This window comes from Pseudomonas sp. B21-036 (assembly GCF_024748925.1).
Classification (GTDB): Bacteria; Pseudomonadota; Gammaproteobacteria; order Pseudomonadales; family Pseudomonadaceae; genus Aquipseudomonas; species Aquipseudomonas palmensis.
Genome location: NZ_CP087178.1, coordinates 4,075,994 through 4,093,332, shown reverse-complemented (window position 1 = coordinate 4,093,332; position 17,339 = coordinate 4,075,994). Strand labels below are relative to the sequence as shown.

At 63.8% G+C, this 17,339-nt stretch carries 19 protein-coding genes; 12 read left to right on the top strand and 7 right to left on the bottom strand.

Annotated features, from left to right (window positions below):
* Nucleotides 1-11: 11 nt before the first annotated feature.
* Nucleotides 12-974 carry an alpha/beta hydrolase gene (locus LOY33_RS18445; protein WP_043862707.1) on the bottom strand — a complete coding sequence of 321 codons (963 nt, stop codon included), beginning with the start codon at nucleotides 972-974 and terminating at the stop codon, nucleotides 12-14.
* A gap of 145 nt (nucleotides 975-1,119) precedes the next feature.
* Between LOY33_RS18445 and aroC the strand changes: the two genes are divergently transcribed.
* From aroC to LOY33_RS18430, 3 genes are read left to right on the top strand one after another with little or no spacing between them, the layout of a single operon-like run.
* The gene (gene aroC, locus LOY33_RS18440; protein ID WP_258659530.1) at nucleotides 1,120-2,211 is read left to right on the top strand and encodes a chorismate synthase; all 1,092 of its coding nucleotides are present in this window, start codon (nucleotides 1,120-1,122) and stop codon (nucleotides 2,209-2,211) included.
* A gap of 38 nt (nucleotides 2,212-2,249) precedes the next feature.
* Complete coding sequence (locus LOY33_RS18435) at nucleotides 2,250-3,401, top strand: MFS transporter (RefSeq protein ID WP_236176757.1); 1,152 nt, start codon at nucleotides 2,250-2,252, stop codon at nucleotides 3,399-3,401.
* A complete protein-coding gene (locus LOY33_RS18430) occupies nucleotides 3,398-3,925 on the top strand; it encodes an acireductone dioxygenase (protein WP_258659527.1) in 528 nt (175 codons plus the stop codon). Before LOY33_RS18435 ends, LOY33_RS18430 begins: the two co-directional genes overlap by 4 nt.
* Nucleotides 3,926-4,017: 92 nt before the next feature.
* Here the strand turns inward: LOY33_RS18430 and LOY33_RS18425 are convergent, their stop codons facing one another.
* Entirely contained in the window at nucleotides 4,018-4,290 is a 273-nt protein-coding gene (locus LOY33_RS18425; protein ID WP_043862711.1) for a DUF3509 domain-containing protein, read from the bottom strand.
* 273 nt (nucleotides 4,291-4,563) lie between these two features.
* Here LOY33_RS18425 and LOY33_RS18420 point away from each other — a divergent pair, with 273 nt between their 5' ends.
* Together LOY33_RS18420 and LOY33_RS18415 are read left to right on the top strand one after the other, a co-directional pair.
* Nucleotides 4,564-5,088 (top strand): ankyrin repeat domain-containing protein, encoded by a 525-nt coding sequence (locus LOY33_RS18420; protein ID WP_054915837.1) that lies wholly within the window; start codon nucleotides 4,564-4,566, stop codon nucleotides 5,086-5,088.
* A gap of 59 nt (nucleotides 5,089-5,147) precedes the next feature.
* Complete coding sequence (locus LOY33_RS18415) at nucleotides 5,148-5,678, top strand: hypothetical protein (protein WP_043862713.1); 531 nt, start codon at nucleotides 5,148-5,150, stop codon at nucleotides 5,676-5,678.
* Here LOY33_RS18415 and LOY33_RS18410 read toward each other — a convergent pair.
* On the bottom strand, nucleotides 5,675-6,616 hold the full coding sequence (locus tag LOY33_RS18410) for a ZIP family metal transporter (RefSeq protein WP_043862714.1): 942 nt from the start codon (nucleotides 6,614-6,616) through the stop codon (nucleotides 5,675-5,677). The genes LOY33_RS18415 and LOY33_RS18410 overlap by 4 nt on opposite strands.
* A 129-nt stretch (nucleotides 6,617-6,745) precedes the next feature.
* Between LOY33_RS18410 and LOY33_RS18405 the strand changes: the two genes are divergently transcribed.
* Nucleotides 6,746-6,937, top strand: a complete 192-nt coding sequence (locus tag LOY33_RS18405) for a PLDc N-terminal domain-containing protein (RefSeq protein WP_043862715.1) — start codon at nucleotides 6,746-6,748, stop codon at nucleotides 6,935-6,937.
* 44 nt (nucleotides 6,938-6,981) lie between these two features.
* Here the strand turns inward: LOY33_RS18405 and LOY33_RS18400 are convergent, their stop codons facing one another.
* Nucleotides 6,982-7,455 carry a methylated-DNA--[protein]-cysteine S-methyltransferase gene (locus LOY33_RS18400; RefSeq protein ID WP_054915836.1) on the bottom strand — a complete coding sequence of 158 codons (474 nt, stop codon included), beginning with the start codon at nucleotides 7,453-7,455 and terminating at the stop codon, nucleotides 6,982-6,984.
* 186 nt (nucleotides 7,456-7,641) lie between these two features.
* On the opposite strand from LOY33_RS18400, the gene LOY33_RS18395 reads away from it, so the two are divergent.
* The 5 genes from LOY33_RS18395 (at nucleotide 7,642) to LOY33_RS18375 (ending at nucleotide 13,337) form a co-directional block, all read left to right on the top strand.
* Entirely contained in the window at nucleotides 7,642-9,729 is a 2,088-nt protein-coding gene (locus LOY33_RS18395) for an LTA synthase family protein (protein WP_258659520.1), read from the top strand.
* Nucleotides 9,730-9,992: 263 nt separating this feature from the next.
* On the top strand, nucleotides 9,993-11,168 hold the full coding sequence (locus LOY33_RS18390) for a hypothetical protein (RefSeq protein ID WP_258659518.1): 1,176 nt from the start codon (nucleotides 9,993-9,995) through the stop codon (nucleotides 11,166-11,168).
* Nucleotides 11,165-12,499, top strand: a complete 1,335-nt coding sequence (locus LOY33_RS18385; protein WP_258659516.1) for a T6SS immunity protein Tli4 family protein — start codon at nucleotides 11,165-11,167, stop codon at nucleotides 12,497-12,499. The genes LOY33_RS18390 and LOY33_RS18385 overlap by 4 nt, the downstream gene beginning before the upstream one ends.
* Nucleotides 12,500-12,572: 73 nt before the next feature.
* Nucleotides 12,573-12,809: a hypothetical protein gene (locus LOY33_RS18380; protein WP_043862719.1), complete on the top strand. Its 237-nt coding sequence runs from the start codon at nucleotides 12,573-12,575 to the stop codon at nucleotides 12,807-12,809.
* Between the two features lie 198 nt (nucleotides 12,810-13,007).
* A complete protein-coding gene (locus tag LOY33_RS18375; protein ID WP_043862720.1) occupies nucleotides 13,008-13,337 on the top strand; it encodes a ribonuclease E inhibitor RraB in 330 nt (109 codons plus the stop codon).
* Nucleotides 13,338-13,379: 42 nt separating this feature from the next.
* Here the strand turns inward: LOY33_RS18375 and LOY33_RS18370 are convergent, their stop codons facing one another.
* Nucleotides 13,380-14,195, bottom strand: a complete 816-nt coding sequence (locus tag LOY33_RS18370) for a cytochrome c (protein ID WP_104572087.1) — start codon at nucleotides 14,193-14,195, stop codon at nucleotides 13,380-13,382.
* A gap of 548 nt (nucleotides 14,196-14,743) precedes the next feature.
* On the opposite strand from LOY33_RS18370, the gene LOY33_RS18365 reads away from it, so the two are divergent.
* Complete coding sequence (locus tag LOY33_RS18365; protein WP_043862722.1) at nucleotides 14,744-15,472, top strand: amidotransferase; 729 nt, start codon at nucleotides 14,744-14,746, stop codon at nucleotides 15,470-15,472.
* A gap of 3 nt (nucleotides 15,473-15,475) precedes the next feature.
* On the opposite strand, the gene LOY33_RS18360 is transcribed toward LOY33_RS18365, so the two are convergent.
* Entirely contained in the window at nucleotides 15,476-16,447 is a 972-nt protein-coding gene (locus LOY33_RS18360) for a magnesium and cobalt transport protein CorA (protein WP_258659508.1), read from the bottom strand.
* Between the two features lie 43 nt (nucleotides 16,448-16,490).
* Nucleotides 16,491-17,234 carry a 1-acyl-sn-glycerol-3-phosphate acyltransferase gene (locus LOY33_RS18355; RefSeq protein WP_258659505.1) on the bottom strand — a complete coding sequence of 248 codons (744 nt, stop codon included), beginning with the start codon at nucleotides 17,232-17,234 and terminating at the stop codon, nucleotides 16,491-16,493.
* Between the last annotated feature and the right edge of the window lie 105 nt (nucleotides 17,235-17,339).

The following is a 17,339-nucleotide window of genomic DNA, read 5'->3' as shown; positions in this document are numbered from 1 at the left end:
GCCAATTCGCTTCATGCCGCCGGCAATCGACGAATGAACTCGACGATCCGCTCGCCCAGGGCACTGGCCAGGGGCAGCTCGGGGTTGTTGTAGCTGTCGCGCTGCTGGCTCATGGCACGCGGGCTGATGCGCAGCATGTGGTTCATGCCGTCGATCAGTGCCAGTTCGGCGTCCGGCTTGGCAGCGTGCAGGCGCTCGGCATCCTCGACCTCGACCTGGACGTCGTTGCGCCCCTGCACGATCAACGCCGGCAAGTGGAGGCGGGCGAAGGCGGCGGCCGGGTCCTGGCGAAACAGCGAGATCAGGTACGGCTGCACACTGGGGCGAAACACGTCGCGCAGGTGCAGCGGTACCTGGGTGCTGGGCTGGCCGGCCTTGAGCTGCTCGATCAGACGTACGGCCTGGGCCCGCTCGGTCGCCGGCAGGCGCTCACCCAGTTGCTCGCGCAGCACCTGATCGACCGGGCGCCCGCTGCCTGCCACTGAAATTACCGCGCTGGCGCCGGCCTGTTCGGCCGCGAGGCTGGCGATCAGTGCGCCCTCGCTGTGACCCAGCACGATCAGCGGGCCGAAGCGCGGGTCGGCCTTGAGCAGATGGCCCCAGGCAACGGCATCGGCCACATAGCGCTCGACGCTGAGGTTGCGCTCGTCGGGGGTTGCCGCGCGGCTGGCGGCCACCCCGCGCTTGTCGTAGCGCACGCTGGCAATGCGGTTGTTGGCCAGCAGCAGGGCCAGGCGCTTGAGGTTGTCGATACGTCCGCCGGCGGGATTGTTGCCGTCACGGTCGGTGGGGCCGGAGCCGGCGATGATCAGCACCACCGGTGGCGGCGTGTCGCTGCGCGGCAACAGCAGGCTGCCCTGCAGGGTGCCGTCGTCGGTCACCAGGCTGATCGGTCGTTGCAGTACCGTGGGGGCCGCGGCCTGGGCCAGGCCGGTAAACAGGAGGAACAACAGGGCGAACGTGCGCAGCATCATCAGGCCATTAGCGAGGAGGTGGCGTTTTGACTCGTCCGGCGGCATTAGGTTCGCGCCCGGAGGTGATCTAAGGGTATACCCTGCGTATACTGGTTGGCCTTGTTACCATCCAGTTAAAAATCAGGCTGAACGCGGAGCGCCCTGCATGTCCGGCAATACCTACGGCAAGCTGTTCACTGTCACCACCGCTGGCGAAAGCCATGGTCCGGCGCTGGTCGCCATTGTCGATGGCTGCCCTCCGGGCCTGGAGCTTTCGCTGGCCGATCTTCAGCACGACCTGGACCGGCGCAAGCCCGGTACCAGCCGGCACACCACTCAGCGCCAGGAGCCCGACGAGGTCGAGATTCTCTCTGGCGTGTTCGAGGGCCGTACCACCGGCTGCGCCATCGGCCTGCTGATTCGCAACACCGACCAGAAGTCCAAGGACTACTCGGCGATCAAGGACCTGTTCCGCCCGGCCCACGCCGACTACACCTATCACCACAAGTACGGCGAGCGCGACTACCGTGGCGGCGGCCGCAGCTCGGCCCGCGAAACCGCGATGCGCGTGGCTGCCGGTGCCATCGCGAAGAAGTACCTGGCCACCCAGGGCATCCGCATCCGCGGCTACATGAGCCAGCTGGGCCCTATCGAAATCCCGTTCAAGACCTGGGAGTCGGTGGAGCACAACGCCTTCTTCAGCCCCGACCCGGACAAGGTGCCGGAGCTGGAGGCCTACATGGACCAGCTGCGCCGTGACCAGGACTCGGTGGGTGCCAAGATCACCGTGGTCGCCGAAGGCGTGATGCCCGGCCTGGGCGAGCCGATCTTCGACCGCCTCGACGCCGAGCTGGCCCATGCGCTGATGAGCATCAACGCGGTCAAGGGCGTGGAGATCGGTGCCGGCTTCGACAGCGTGGCCCAGCGCGGCACCGAACACCGTGACGAACTCACCCCCGAAGGGTTCCTCAGCAACAATGCCGGCGGCATCCTGGGGGGCATCTCCTCGGGGCAGCCGATCATTGCGCACCTGGCACTCAAGCCGACCTCCAGCATCACCACCCCGGGCCGTTCCATCGATGTGGATGGCAACCCGGTGGAGGCCATCACCAAGGGCCGTCACGACCCCTGCGTCGGCATCCGTGCCACCCCTATCGCCGAGGCGATGATGGCCATCGTGCTGATGGATCACCTGCTGCGCCACCGCGGCCAGAACGCCGATGTGCGGGTAGCCACCCCGGTGCTGGGCCAGCTGTAGTGCACCTGCCCGACGTCGACGCCACGGCACGCTGAGCCGTGGCGCCGATTCCCTACTGGCGGCTGTCCAGCTTCTACCTGTTCTATTTCGCCTTGCTGGGTTCGACAGCGCCGTTTCTGGCGCTCTATTTCGATCACCTGGGGTTTTCCAGCGCGCGCATCGGCGAGTTGGTGGCCATCCCCATGCTGATGCGCTGCGTGGCACCGAACCTGTGGGGCTGGTTGGGCGATCGCAGCGGCCAGCGCCTGCTGATCGTGCGCCTGGGGGCCTTGTGCACCCTGGCCAGCTTCTCGTTGATCTTCGTGGCCAAGAGCTACGCCTGGCTGGCGCTGGTAATGGCCCTGCATGCATTCTTCTGGCATGCGGTACTGCCGCAGTTCGAGGTCATCACCCTGGCCCACCTGCAAGGTCAGACTGCCCGCTACAGCCAGGTGCGGCTGTGGGGGTCGATCGGTTTCATCCTCACCGTGGTGGCCCTGGGGCGATTGTTCGAATGGTTGAGCCTGGACATCTACCCGGTGGCGCTGGTGGCGATCATGGCCGGCATCGTGCTGGCCAGCCTGTGGGTGCCCAATGCCCAGCCGCCAGGCCAGCACGAGCGCAGCGATGGTGGCGGCTTTCTCAGGCAACTGGCCAGCCCTGGCGTGGCCGCGTTCTACGTGTGCGTGGCATTGATGCAGTTGAGTCACGGCCCGTATTACACCTTTCTCACCCTGCACCTGGAGCGCCTGGGCTATGCCCGCGGCACCATCGGCATGTTGTGGGCGCTGGGGGTGGTGGCCGAGGTGCTGATGTTCCTGGCCATGAGCTGGATCCTGGCGCGGTTCTCGTTGCGTCGGGTGCTGTTGGCGAGCCTCTTACTGGCGGCCTTGCGCTGGTGGCTGCTGGGGACCTTTGCCGAGTATCCGGGCGTGCTGCTGTTCGCCCAGTTGCTGCACGCCGCCACGTTCGGCAGTTTTCACGCGGCCGCCATCGCCTTCGTGCAGCGCAGCTTCGGCGCTCGCCAGCAGGGCCAGGGGCAGGCGCTGTATGCGGCCCTGGCGGGTACCGGCGGTGCGCTGGGTGCCCTGTATTCGGGCTACAGCTGGAACGCCCTGGGCGCCACCATCACCTTTAGTATTGCCAGCGTCGCGGCGCTGGTCGCAGCCGTTATCATTGCGTTTCGAATGAAAGAGGAAAAGGCCCCATGAGCAGCCTGAGCGTGTTTCACCAGTCCACCCCGGACATTCCCAACAAGGTGCTGACCCACCTTGAAGACATCGCCGCGACACTGGCCGAGCAGGGAATAAGGTTCGAGCGCTGGACGGCGCAGTCGCCTGTGCAGGCCGATGCTGGCCAGGCCGGTGTGCTGGCCGCCTACCAGGTGCAGATCGACCGGCTGCAACACGAAGGCGGTTACCGCGCCGTCGACGTGATCAGCGCCAGTGGCGATCCGATGAGCGAACTGCTGGACGAACATGTGTATTCGGATGACCTGGTGCGTTTCTTCGCAGCCGGGCGCAGCCTGGTCAGCGTGCGGGCAGGGGAGTACGTGCATGCGGTGGTGTGCGAGAAGGGGGATCTGATCGTGGTGCCGTCGGGGTTGCGGGTATGGATCGATGGCGGGGACAACCCGCACTTCGTGGCGGTGCGACTGTTCAATCAGCCTGAAGGGGTGGTGGCGCAGTTCACGGGGGAGAAGCTGGCCGAGCGTTACGCGCGATTGGACGATTGATCACGCCGAGGCCACTGGCTTGCAAGCCAGCGCTCACAGGAACCAAGATGATCCTGTGGGCACTGGCTTGCCAGCAAAGGCCGCTACGCGATTCAGCGATAGGTCGGTAGTGCGAACCGCTGTTGGCTTTGCAGCATCGAGATCACCGGCAGCTCGCTGGCCTGCTCGGCCAGGTCGCGGCGGATCGCGCTGATCGCCCACGACAGTTGCTCGGCACTGTGCAGCTGGCCATACGAAATCGAGCGCTTGACCTGTTTGCCGTCGGCGGCGCGCAACGTCAGCAGTACACCGCCATCAGGGCGAGCCTGGGTGGTGACGTCGTAGGCGGAAAATACCGAGGCGAATTTTTGCTGGATGAGGTCCATATCAGCTCCTGACTGTTGTGTGGCAGACATGAAGTGATAGGTGCAGCGACCGTGCCAGTTTTCCTTGATTAAAAAAAGCTTATAAAACAATGACTTAAAGTTGTCGTGCGCAATGGATGCCGTGCATTCTGCATGGTCGTGCAATTTGCACAGTGCATTTTGCAGTGCCTTGCGGCCAATAGATTCGCTCTGTCGTCCTCATGGGATTTGCGAGGTTGACCCAAAGCCTTCCCTGACAAAGACTTGGGCTCTACCGCAGCCAGGAGGTTCCCGATGACCGACCACCCAACCCCCACCCCGATGAACGACGATGAAGCCGCAGCCTTTGCCGAAGAAGTGTTCGATCGGGCGCGCAAGGGGGACGCCGACATGCTTGGCCGTCTGCTGGAGAAGGGCCTGCCGGTCAACCTTCGCAATGGCAACGGCGACACGCTGCTGATGCTTGCCAGCTACCACGGCCACCTTGAAGCGGTGAGGGTGCTGCTTGAGCACGGCGCAGACCCGCAGATTGCCAATGACAAGGGCCAGTTGCCGATTGCCGGTGCCGCTTTCAAGGGCAACCAGGCGATGATCGAGCTGCTGGTGGAGAAGGGCGCGCTGATCGATGGAGCGTCTGCCGATGGCCGTACCGCGCTGATGCTGGCCGCGATGTTCAACCGCACCTCCATCGTCACCTACCTGCTCGGCAAGGGCGCGAACCCCAATCACCGCGACGCGCAGGGCGCCACCGCACTGGTTGCCGCGCAAACCATGGGCGCACCCGACACCGTCGCCCAGTTGCAGGCGCTGGCCGGCTAACTGCCAGGGGGCTTTTGCGGCTATCCTTGGCGACTTTTTTCGCCTCGCAGGGCCCCCGCATGAAAAACCAACTGGTCGAACTCATCGGCAAAATCAGCTCCGGCTGCCTTCCGGACGCCGAAATCGAGCGCATCGCCGACGAAGCGGCGCAGGCCTATGCCGACCCGCAGGCGTTCCTGGCGGCCAACCCCGACATCAACTACGACGACACCTTCCCGATTCCGCTGGGGGAGTGGGTGGTGATCGGCAGCCTGCCCGATACCGTGCTGTTCCAGGCCGACACCTACAGTGACCTGTTCCAGCAGATCACCGACTCGTTCGGCAAGGACGTTGCCTTCAACATCAAGCCCAAGCAACTGGTCAAGGTCGAGCCGCTCACGGCACTCAACCGCATCCAGGTGCAGATGGGCAGCATGAACAAGGAAAACGGCGGCTACACCCTGGTCAACATCAGCCAGTTGCTGGACGACGAATTGCAGATGGTGCTGGTGTACGGCAACGACGTGCCGCGGGTGCTGGAGCTGTGCGCCGAGGTCGGCATCGCCGCGGCGCCTGCCCTGGAGGCGCTGCGGGTCGCGGTACACGTCTAGCCCAGCGCGGTATCCAGGAACATCATCACCGCGAAGCCGCCCATCAGGCCCAGGGTGGCCGAGGTCTGGTGGCCATTGCGGTGGGTTTCGGGGATCACCTCGTGGGATACCACGAAAATCATCGCCCCGGCCGCCAGGCCCATGCTCACCGGGTAGGCGATGGCAAAACCGGTGGAAATGCCCAGGCCGATCACTGCCCCGATCGGCTCCATCAGCCCCGAGCCGACCGCTACCAGCGCAGCCTTGAGGTTGGACAGGCCGGTGGCGCGCAACGCCAGTGCCACGGCCAGGCCTTCGGGAATGTCCTGGATGGCGATGGCGGTGGTCAGCGGCAGGCCCACGTTGAGGTCGCCGTTGGCAAAGCCCACGCCGATGGCCATGCCCTCGGGCAGGTTATGCAGGGTGATCGCCAGCACGAACAGCCACACCCGGTTGATGCGTTCCGACTGTGGGCCGCAGGGGCCGGTGCTTTCGTGCTCATGGGGCGTGAAGCGGTCCAGGCCCAGCATCAGCAGCACCCCCAGGCCCATGCCGACCACCACGGTCAAGGCCGCGAAAGGCCCGTTGCCGGTGATTTCACGCGCAGCCTCCAGGCCCGGCAGAATCAGCGAAAACGAACTGGCGGCGAGCATCATGCCGGCGGCGAAGCCGAGCATCACATCCTGCGAGCGGGCGCTGACGTCGCGCAGCACCACCGCCAGTACCGCGCCCAGCGCCGTGGCGCCAAACCCTGCCAGGCCGCCGAGCAGGGCCATGTGCAGGTTGTCCTTGTTGTCGCCATGCACCGCGTTCCAGGCACTGGCGACCAGCAGGCCGAGCACGGCGAGCAGGCTCAGGGCCAGGCCGGCACTGAGCCATGGGGTGGCCTGAACCTGGTGCAGCCAGGCGCTGCGCAGGGAGGTCGGGTTGGCGTTGGCGGAGCTTTGGGCGGGTGGCATGGAGGCCTCTGTGGTACGGAGTCGATCAATCGAGTGTAATCACTGCGCGGCGTGTGCGACGAGCGGTTCGCCGCTATGGGGCCGATAGCCAGCTACGCTGAAGGCAGGTTCAATCATGGGAGTATCACCATGGGGTCGACGTTCAACGGGTTGGTGGGGCTGGTCATTCTGGCGCTGGATATCTGGGCGATCATCAACGTGATCAAGAGCGGCGCCAGTGGCGGGGCCAAGGTGCTGTGGATCCTGCTGATCCTGCTGCTGCCGGTGCTGGGCCTTATCATCTGGGCGATTGCCGGGCCACGGGGCAACGTTAGGCTGTAGCGCCAGTCCAGGCTCGGGCGTGGGCCTCCCGGCGATGCGGCGGCTCAGATCAACCAGGCGCCCTCAAGCTGCAACAACTGCTGCTTGCGCTCCAGGCCACCTGAAAACCCGGTCAGGCTGCCGTCGCTGCCAATCACCCGGTGGCACGGCACGATCACCGCCACCGGGTTGGCGCCGTTGGCCGTGCCTACCGCGCGTATCGCCTTCGGCCGCCCGACGCGCTGCGCCAGTTGTGCATAGCTGGTGGTGGTGCCATACGGAATCTGCTGCAGCGCCCACCACACTGCACGTTGGAATTCGGTACCCCGTGGTGCCAGGGGTAGCTCGAAACGCTGGCGCCGGCCTTCGAAATACTCATCGAGCTGTCGCGCTACCGTATCCAGCTGCGCGCCCGCCGGCTGCCAGCTTTCGGCCAGTTGCCAGGGGTGGGCGCTGTCCATGTGCAGCAGGTGCAGACCTTGTTCATCACCGGCCAGCAGCAACTGGCCGATAGGGCTGGGGTGGTAGCGAAAGTACATGGTGAGTGGCTCCGGGCATGTCTGGCCCACACGATACCCGAACACTGAGCTATTGTTCGAGGCGCGGTTTTCAACATAATTTTCACATTCGATTGCTGACAATCCGCGCGCGAATTTCCGTTCGTCCAAGGGCCACGCAATGTCCCGGCCCTCATAAAAATCTGAACCCTAGGGATCTTCCTGTCCATGGCTAACACGGATGCCTTGAGTCATCAGCGAGCCGCTTCGCGCCCGTTGCTGCAACCAACGCTCAAATCACACCTCGCCTATACCTTGCTGTGCGGCCTGGTGATCATGCTGATGCTGAGCCTCGTGCGCCTGGCGCTGCTGCTCTACAACAGCGACATGATCGGCGACACCCCACTCTCGACCGTCGCCGAAGGCTTCCTCAACGGCCTGCGCTTCGACCTGCGCGTGGTGGTATACCTGAGCATTCCGCTGCTGCTGGCGATCCTCAGCGCTCGCGCCATGGCCGCCCGTGGCCTGTTTCGCGTATGGCTGACCCTGGCTTCCAGCGTGGTGATGTTCCTCGGCCTGATGGAGATGGACTTCTACCGCGAGTTTCACCAGCGTCTCAACGGCCTGGTGTTCCAGTATGTGAAGGAAGACCCCAAGACCGTTCTGAGCATGCTCTGGTACGGCTTTCCGGTGGTGCGCTACCTGCTGGCCTGGGCCTTTGGCACCTGGGTGCTGAGCCTGCTGTTCAAGGGCATCGACCGTCTTACCCGCCCGCGCGGCGAGTACTCCAGCAACGTCGCCGGCCTGCGCAACGTGGCGCCCTGGTACCTGCGTGGCGCGGTATTCGTGGTGATCCTGCTGGTGGCTGTGATCGCCGCCCGTGGCACCTTGCGCCAGGGCCCGCCGATGCGTTGGGGTGACGCGTTCACTACCGACTCCAATTTCGTCAACCAGCTGGGCCTTAACGGCACCCTGACCCTGATCGACGCCGCCCACAGCCGTTTTGGCGAAGACCGCGGCAACATCTGGAAGGCCACCCTCGACCAGAGCCAGGCCCAGCAGACCGTGCGCGACATGATCCTGACCGAGCACGACCAGCTGGTGGATGCCGACAGCGCGGCGATCCGCCGTGACTTCACCCCGCCTGCGGCCAACAGCCTGCCGATCAAGAACGTCGTGGTAATCCTGATGGAGAGCTTCGCCGGCCACTCGGTGGGCGCGCTGGGCAGTACCACCAACATCACCCCGTACTTCGACAAGCTGGCCAAGGAAGGTCTGCTGTTCGACCGTTTCTTCTCCAACGGCACCCATACCCACCAGGGCATGTTCGCCACCATGGCCTGCTTCCCGAACCTGCCAGGCTTCGAATACCTGATGCAGACGCCGGAAGGCGGCCACAAGCTGTCCGGCCTGCCGGCGCTGCTCAGCGCCCGCGACTATGACGACGTGTACGTCTACAACGGCGACTTCGCCTGGGACAACCAGTCCGGGTTCTTCGGCAACCAGGGCATGACCACCTTCATCGGCCGCAATGACTTCGTCAACCCGGTGTTCTCCGACCCGACGTGGGGGGTTTCCGACCAGGACATGTTCGACCGCGGTGCACAGGAGCTTGCGCACAACTATGGCAAGAAGCCGTTCTATGCCCTGCTGCAGACCCTGTCCAACCACACTCCGTATGCGTTGCCCAAGGACCTGCCGGTGCAGCCGGTGACCGACCAGGGCCGCCTGAACGAGCACCTGACCGCCATGCGCTACTCGGACTGGGCGCTGGGCCAGTTCTTCGAGAAGGCGCGCAAGGAGCCGTACTTCAAGGAAACCCTGTTCGTGATCGTCGGCGACCACGGCTTCGGCAATGCCCAGCAGGTCACCGAACTGGACCTGGGCCGCTTCAACGTGCCGCTGCTGCTGATTGCGCCGGGCATCCAGGAAAAGTTCGGTGCGGTCAGCCACACCGTGGGCACTCAGGTCGACATCGTGCCGACCATCATGGGCCGACTGGGGGGCGAAACCCGTCATCAGTGCTGGGGGCGTGACCTGCTCAACCTGCCGGCCGGTGATGAAGGCATCGGCATGATCAAGCCATCGGGCAGTGAGCAGATCGTCGGCCTGGTGCAGGGCGATCGCATTCTGATCCAGTCCAAGGACATGTCGCCGCGCATGTACCGTTACCAGCTTGGGGCCAACTTCAAGGCCGAGGTGATCGAAAGCCCGGACCAGGCACAATTGAGCCGCAAGCTGGAGTCCTACATCCAGACCGCGACCAAGAGCCTGCTGGACAACACTGCCGGCGTGACCCACAGCACGCCGCAATGACGCACGGGCTGTTGCACTGACCAGGACCCCGGCTTGCCGGGGTCTTGGCTTTTCGGGCCGTGGGTGCTCAAATCACGCGCCTCAGCAAGAGGGGCCGACAGCGGTCCCGCAAAAAGGATGTTTGCGTGCGTGTGTTCGTGTTGCTGGTTTGCCTGTGCCATTCGATCCAGGCGGTGGCTGATGCCGTATCGCCTGCGCCCCAGATGGCTCAGGAATGTGTAGGGCGCTCGCGCCTTGTGGTACCGGCCAGCCTGGAGTGGCAAATGAGCGGTCTTCGCCTGGGCGAGCCGTTCGCCCGCTTCATGCCTGGTGGCGATACGTGGCAGGCCGACTATGGCGCGCCGGAGTTCTCCGGGGAATCGCACCTGGTCACCATCGATGTGAGCCCGCTCACTACCCGTGAGCTGTACGACCGCCTCAAGGATCGTCTGGTCCTGAGCCGGGCCAATGCGCAGGGCGAGTACATCATGGCCGAGCAGACACGCATCGGGAACCTGATGACCCCGTACCTAAAGGCCCAGAAGCCGAGCGAGTACCACGCCTTGAACGAACGGTACAAGGCACTAGCGCGCACCTTCGAGCGCATCGACAAGATCCCCGGTGAACGGGCGTCGCTCGAGGCGATGATCGCCGATTTCGCGGGCAAGGGCTGGCCAGTGGACACGCTTCAGGCGCGGCTTGAGCGGCTCAACCGTGAAGACGCGGGGTACCCCGTCTCCGATCGCTTCAAGTGGCAAGTCCTGCCGGACTTTGCCCTGGAGGATGGCTATGCGGTGTACAACGAGCACGGGTTGACCGTGGTGCTGTGGCGCCAGTCGCGCGTCTACAAGCTCAACTTCGGTTACATCGAACGTGGAGTGAGCAACGAGCAGGTGCTGCAGCGGCTGGACCCGCATGTGCGCCGTGTGCTCGCCGCCTTGCGTCCACGCGCCGCCTTCGAAGTGCCTCGGCAACCGGGTATATGCCTGCCGTTCGGCTTTCTGGCCGATGACGGCACAGCCCCCTATGTGGTGCGCGCCGCGTGGTTCGGGCGGCACCAGGAGGCGGTCCGCTACGACCTTCAGGTGGCCAGCCAGTCGCTGCGCGAGCAGTTCGAGGCCCGGCGGGCCGCCGACCTGTCGCTCGATCGCGCTGATTTCCCCGTACTTGAGCAACTGCCGGAACGCCAGTTCCGGCTGGGGCAGATGACCATCCTGCAAACCACCACGCTGACCAAGTGGTACCTCGAACACGAAACGGATCGCCGCGAAACATTCCAGCTGCGCGCAGCGCACCTGGGCGCCACGCCCGTTCCTTCGATGATCCTGCAGGTGGACCAGCTGCACAGCCGCGACGGCCTGAGCCTGAAGCTGTTGGAGACAGAAGCCGTCGAGATACTGGGGCAGGTACAGGCCCTGCCGAACGCACCGCAAGTGGCACAGAAAAGGAAACGTACATGAAGTCGTTACACATGAGCTGGATGTGGCTGGCGTTGCTGGCAGCGCCCCTGTCGGCGCTGGGTGAGCCGGATTACCAGACGCCGCCGGGTTGGCGTACCGAGTGCATGGGGCGGGTGCAGTTCGATGTGCCCAAGGAGATTGCCTGGCACCTTGCCGGGGGCTACTGGCAAAAGCCGGACTTCGAACCCGTGCGCCCAACCATCGCCCCGGGTGGCCAGCAGATCATGTATGGCGAGGGCGTGACACCCGAGCAGACCTACCTGGTGAAGATCGAAGTCAGCCCCGTGACGGATCGCAATGTCTTCGATCGCCTGCAGCTTATCCACGGGCCTGATCGCGGTTCGGCGCAAACACGCGTGGTACGTGCGCAGATCGACGCGCTGCAAGCCCAGATCGATGCAAAAAAGGCTGACGACGAAGACTATTCCGCGTTGCTTGAACAGCATCGCGCCCTGGACGACACCATTACGCGAATCAACTGGGTGAGCACCGAGTTGTTCGTACTCAACGACATGATCCGCGAGTTCTCGGCCACGGGGCGCCCCACCGTCAAACTGGAGGCTGAACGCGCAGCTTATCTCGAGGAACAGGCCAAGTGGCCGACCGACGCATTATTCGAGCAAGAGCGCTTTCTGGACCTGGGGATAGCAGATACGTTCGCCGACTGGGTGCCGGGTGAGATGACGGCCCATCTCTGGCGTAACCAGCGCATCTATCGCTTTGTATTTCATGCAGGGTCGGACGCTGCCGGCGTACCGGTCTCACTGGAACGTGTCGAGCCCAGGGCACGTGCCTTGCTGGCGGCCTTTCGAACCCGCGAGCAATACGAAATCCCGCAGCAGCGCGGCTTTTGCCTGCCGTTCGGGTTCATTGCCGACGATGGCGCCCCGCATCATTCGATAACGCTGGGCTTCAACCCCGTGGGCAACCCGAACCTGCTGCACCGCCTGAGCATGGGGCGCGAGATCAGGAAAGACGCCGATTTCATGCCGAAGCTGTTGGAGCAGGTGATCTCCAGGCGGTTTCCAACGCTCGTCCAGACCGACATCTTCGGCCCGCTGCGCGTGCTTGTCGGCGCACTCGACGGCAACCTTCGCGGTGCGCGCTACAAGGCCTATGATGCGTACCACAAGCCGGTGGATTACGAAACGTTCACGCTCGACGGCGACGCTCCGCCCACTGGATACCAGCCTGGCGTAGGGCTGACGGTGCTCGATGATCATTCCCAGCCGCAGCTTGCGTTCGAGCGCACCCGCGTCGATATGCTGCAGACCCTGAAAAGCATCCGGGCGCTGCCGGGCGGCCATCGTTTTGCGCCGCAGGCCGACTGAACAACCGCCCAGGCGCGGGGTCAACGGAAGGTAAGGCTGATTCACCCTGAGTCGCGTTACTGAGGAGAATCCAATGAAAGCGTGGGTAATTACCTTTGTTGACCAGAAAGGCGAAAGGACCTCGCTGTCGTTTGACGCCGAGCAGCAGCCCAGTATCGAAGAGGCGGCTCGGGTGATTCGCGCCCACCTCTATCCTGTCGTGGACAAGGCGGACCTCAATGATTTCGAGGGCCGCGTGTCGATGCCCACTGCCGAATGGCTGAAGCAGGACAGCGGCGTGGAGATCAAGGAAATCAAAGAACAGCCCTGAGCGCTCGCGCTACTGGCATACCCTTATGATTGGCGCTAGTCTGCAGCCAGGGTCACGGGTTATTTACCCAGCCGGCCCTTTTCCCTTAAACCATTGCTGCATCCGCTACATCCGCTCGAGTTGCCCACCCACGTTTGGCAGGGTGGGTCAGTGCGTAATGCACTGAAAGTCTATCCATCGCGACGAGGAGGACGATTCATGAGCAGCCCGTATGAGGACATCAGCAGCACGGTTCTACGCCGCATGAAAGAAGGCGGTTTCGATTTTGCCCAGATCCATCCCATCGAGTTCTATGCGGTGTTCCCGGACGAGGAGCGGGCGCGCAGGGCCGCAGGCAAGTTTCGTGGTGAATCGATCAACACCCAGGTACGAGAAAGCGACGAGGGGTGGCAGCTGGAGTTGAGCAAACTGATGTTCGCCACCTATGGCGGCATCGGCGAGTTCGAGCATGACTTCGAGCTGGCAGTTTCCCCTTTGGGCGGCCAGATACAGGGCTGGGGCGTCAAGCAGGAGCGACTGCTCGCCTGAGCCTGTGTATCCGCGGGGCGGCCATGCCGCCCCCATCCATTTTCAGGGTACTTCCACACCGGACCGCTTGCGGCTGGCCATGTGCGCCAGGTACCCCAGCAACTGGTCCAGTTCTGCGTCGCTGATCACCGTTTCGGCAAAGCCGGGCATGCGCGCCTGTGGCCACTGGCGCAGGCTTTGCGGGTTGCGGATGTAACGGCGCAAGAACGTCGGCTGGAAGTACTCGGTGGGGTTGAAGGGCAGGTTCAGGTCGGGCCCGAACTGCGCATCGCCGGCACCGTTGAGTCGGTGGCAGGCCAGGCAGCTTTTCTGAAACACGGCAAAGCCCAGGTTGATCGGGTCGTCCTCACGCAGTTGCGGGTCTGGCAGCAGTGCCGGGAAGCGCGATGCCACAGGGGCCAGGCGGCGAATGGTGGCAAGCTGGAAGGGCCATTGTTCGGGGCTGATCCGGCCTGCCTGCGGTTGGGTCCACACCAGGTAGAAGGGCCCGGCGCTGCCTTTGCCCTTGCTCAGGGCTGGCCATGGGTGGGCGGGGTCCTCGATGGCCAGCCAGGCGCGTGCCGGGCCGTTGCCGAGCAACGGGGCAGCGGGCAGTTCGGCGGCAAAGCCATCCAGCGCCACGGCCTGCAGATGATCGCCGGGGGCTACGCCCTCCAGCAGCGCCACCATGGGCACGGCGCGGTAGTGCATGGTCTTCTTGTAGGAAACGTCACCGTCGATGCGGATATTCCGCGCCTGCGGGTGAGCCAGCAGTTGAGCGGTGCTCCACTGGCGCTCGGCGCCGCCCAGGTTCAGGGTCAGCTGTGCGGCGTGCAGGGGCAGGCTCAACAGCAGGATCAGGGCAAGGCAATGACGCATCGGGTGCTCTCCAACCATTCAGGCCGGCAGGATACACCAGCGTTGCGATGATGCCTGGTTACAGAACGGGTGGGCTTCAGCCGAACAGTCGTGTGAGGTTGGGCACGATCAGCAGCAGCGTCGTGGCGAAGAGGATGAGGCCGGCTTGACGTACTTTGGAGTGCTTGAACATGGCGGTCTGCCTTTTTGTTGTTATTCCTGAATGCCGTGTGGCGTCCTTGGCCAGGGTCCGTGATAACCCGCGAGCGCTGTCGAAATGTCCGCGTTGCCCCCGCATCGGACCTGCTTTGCTTCGATATACAACTAACCTTAGGGTCAACGTCACCCGTGTTTTAGAACGCTTTCGTATTAAATGGTGGGTTCTAAGGCACTACGGCTATGAGGCCAAGGGCCATCCGGCGACCATCCCTTCAGCTAGACACGTGCGTGCGCTCCGGGGCGTGGCCTGCACAGTGTGACCGTTCGTCCGAGTGAACACTTGCCTCCGAGCGCCATTCGCGGCAGGCTCTAGCGACACTTTGTGCCTCATGTCGTTCGGGACTAAATCTATGTCGTTACGCATCTGCATCCTGGAAACCGATGTCCTGCGACCCGAGCTGGTCGATCAGTATCAGGGCTACGGACGGATGTTCGAGCACCTGTTCACCCATCAGCCGATTGCCGCCGAATTTCGCGTGTACAACGTGATGAACGGTGAATACCCCGACGACGACGAGGTGTTCGACGCCTACCTGGTGACCGGCAGCAAGGCCGACTCGTTTGGCGACGACCCGTGGATCGCCAGGCTCAAGACCTTTCTGCTGGACCGCTACAAGCGCGGCGACAAGCTGCTGGGCGTATGCTTCGGCCACCAGTTGCTGGCCCTGTTGCTGGGCGGGCGCAGCGAGCGCGCGCACCAGGGCTGGGGGGTGGGAACCCACCGCTACGTGATGGCGGCCAAGGCGCCGTGGATGAGCCCGCAGGTGGAGGAACTGACCCTGCTGATCAGCCACCAGGACCAGGTTACCCAGTTGCCCGAAAACGCCACGGTGATCGCCTCCAGCGACTTCTGCCCCTATGCCGCCTATCACATTGGCGACCAGGTGCTGTGCTTCCAGGGCCACCCCGAGTTCATCCACGACTATTCCCGTGCCTTGCTCGAGCTGCGCCAGCAGCACCTGGGCCCGGAGGTCTACAGCAAGGGCGTGGCCAGCCTCGACCAGCAACACCAGGGCACCACGGTGGCCGAGTGGATGATGCGCTTTGTCGCGCACAAGCCACAGGGCAGCGCCGCCTGAGGCCTACAGCCAGCCGGAGCGCTTGAAGCTGGCGAACAGTGCCGTGCAGCCCAGGGCGATGACCCCCAGCACGGTGAAGTAGCCGTAGTGCCAGCTCAGCTCCGGCATGTTCTGAAAGTTCATCCCGTAGATACCCGCCACGGCGGTGGGGAAGGCCAGGATCGCCGCCCACGCGGCGAACTTGCGCTGGGTGATGCTCTGGCGTGACGACTCCAGCAGCATGCCGATCTCGATGGTCTGGCTGGCGATGTCGCGGACGCTCGACAGGTCTTCCATCTGCCGCGTCACGTGGATCTGCACGTCGCGAAAATACGGGCGCATGTTCTTGTCGATGAAGGGGAAGGCCAGGCGCTGCAGCTCTTCGCTGATCTCGACCATCGGTGCCACATAGCGGCGCAGGCGCAGGATGTCGCGACGCAGGCCGTGCAGGCGGCGGATATCGTCTTCCTGCAGCGAACTGCTGAGTACGTTGTTTTCCAGCTCTTCGATCTCGCTGTGAATCGCCTCGCTCACCGGCTGGTAGTTTTCAGTGACGAAGTCGAGCAGTGCGTACAGCACGAAGTCTTCGCCGTGCTCGAGCAGCAGCGGCCGGGCCTCGCAGCGCTGGCGTACCAGGGCATAGGATTTGGAATGGCCGTTGCGGCAGGTGATGATGTAGCCGTTGCCGGCAAAGATATGCGTTTCGATGAACTCCAGCCTGCCGTCCTGGCGTACCGGCGAATAGGTCACGATGAACAAGGCATCGCCGAAGGTTTCAAGCTTCGGCCGGCTGTGCTTTTCCAGCGCATCCTCGATTGCCAGTTCATGCAGGTTGAACTGGCGCTGCAGATTGGCCAGTTCCTGCGCGGAGGGCTCTTCCAGCCCGATCCACACGAAGTGCCCCGGTTTGCTGGCCCACTCGGCGCCCTCGTCGAGGCTGATGTTGGTGACTTTTCTACCGGCGCTGTAGACCGCTGCCGCTACGACTCGACCCATGGTTGTGCCTTTCCCCCGTTGTCATGCCCCTAGCTTGGTATGACTACGACAAATCGGCAACTGCGCGGCTGGCCTGCAGTTCTTTTTCCATCAGGTCGATGCCGCGCTGCATCTGTTCGCGGCACTGCTCGGCCAGGGCGGGAACATCCTGGTGGGTCATGCCGGTGGTGGAGATCGGCGCCAGCGAGCGGATGATCACCTTCTGCTTGCGCCAGCCGTTGAGGTTCAGGCGCCTGGCGTAGCGGCTCACGCACACCGGCACGATAGGCACGCCGGCTTCGATGGCCATGTGGAACGCGCCTTTCTTGAAGGCCAGCAACCGTTCGCCGGCGTTGCGCGTGCCCTCTGGGAATACCCAGATCGAGGTGTCCTGTTCCTGCAGGGTGCGGGTGGTGGTCTGCATGGCGCGTCGGGCCTGGTAGGCGTTGCTGCGATCGACCAGCACATTGCCGCCCAGCCAGAACAGCTGGCCGAACAGGGGGATCCATTTGAGGCTCTTCTTGCCGATGCACACCGTGCGCGGCGGCACCACGTGACCGAGCACGAACAGGTCATGGTTGGATTGGTGGTTGGCCACGATCACGCAGCCCGGGGGCTGGTCTAACAGCGGGCCGACTTCGGCCTGTACCTGCAGGCGCATCAGCCAGGTGGCGGGCCAGCCATACAGGCGCGCGAACACGCGGCTGTTGTCGGGGTTGAAAGGCCGACACAGGCCGATGAGCACACCCAGTATGCCTACCAGAACAAAATGCAGGCCCAGGAGGGGCATGCGGATCAGAAACAGCATTGTGGTTAACCCCGGACAAAACGCGGCGCAGTGTACGGTTGTGCACAGCCCGGGGCAAACTTAAAGCTTCGCCGGCAAGGCCGGCTCCTGCAACGGTTGCGTCCC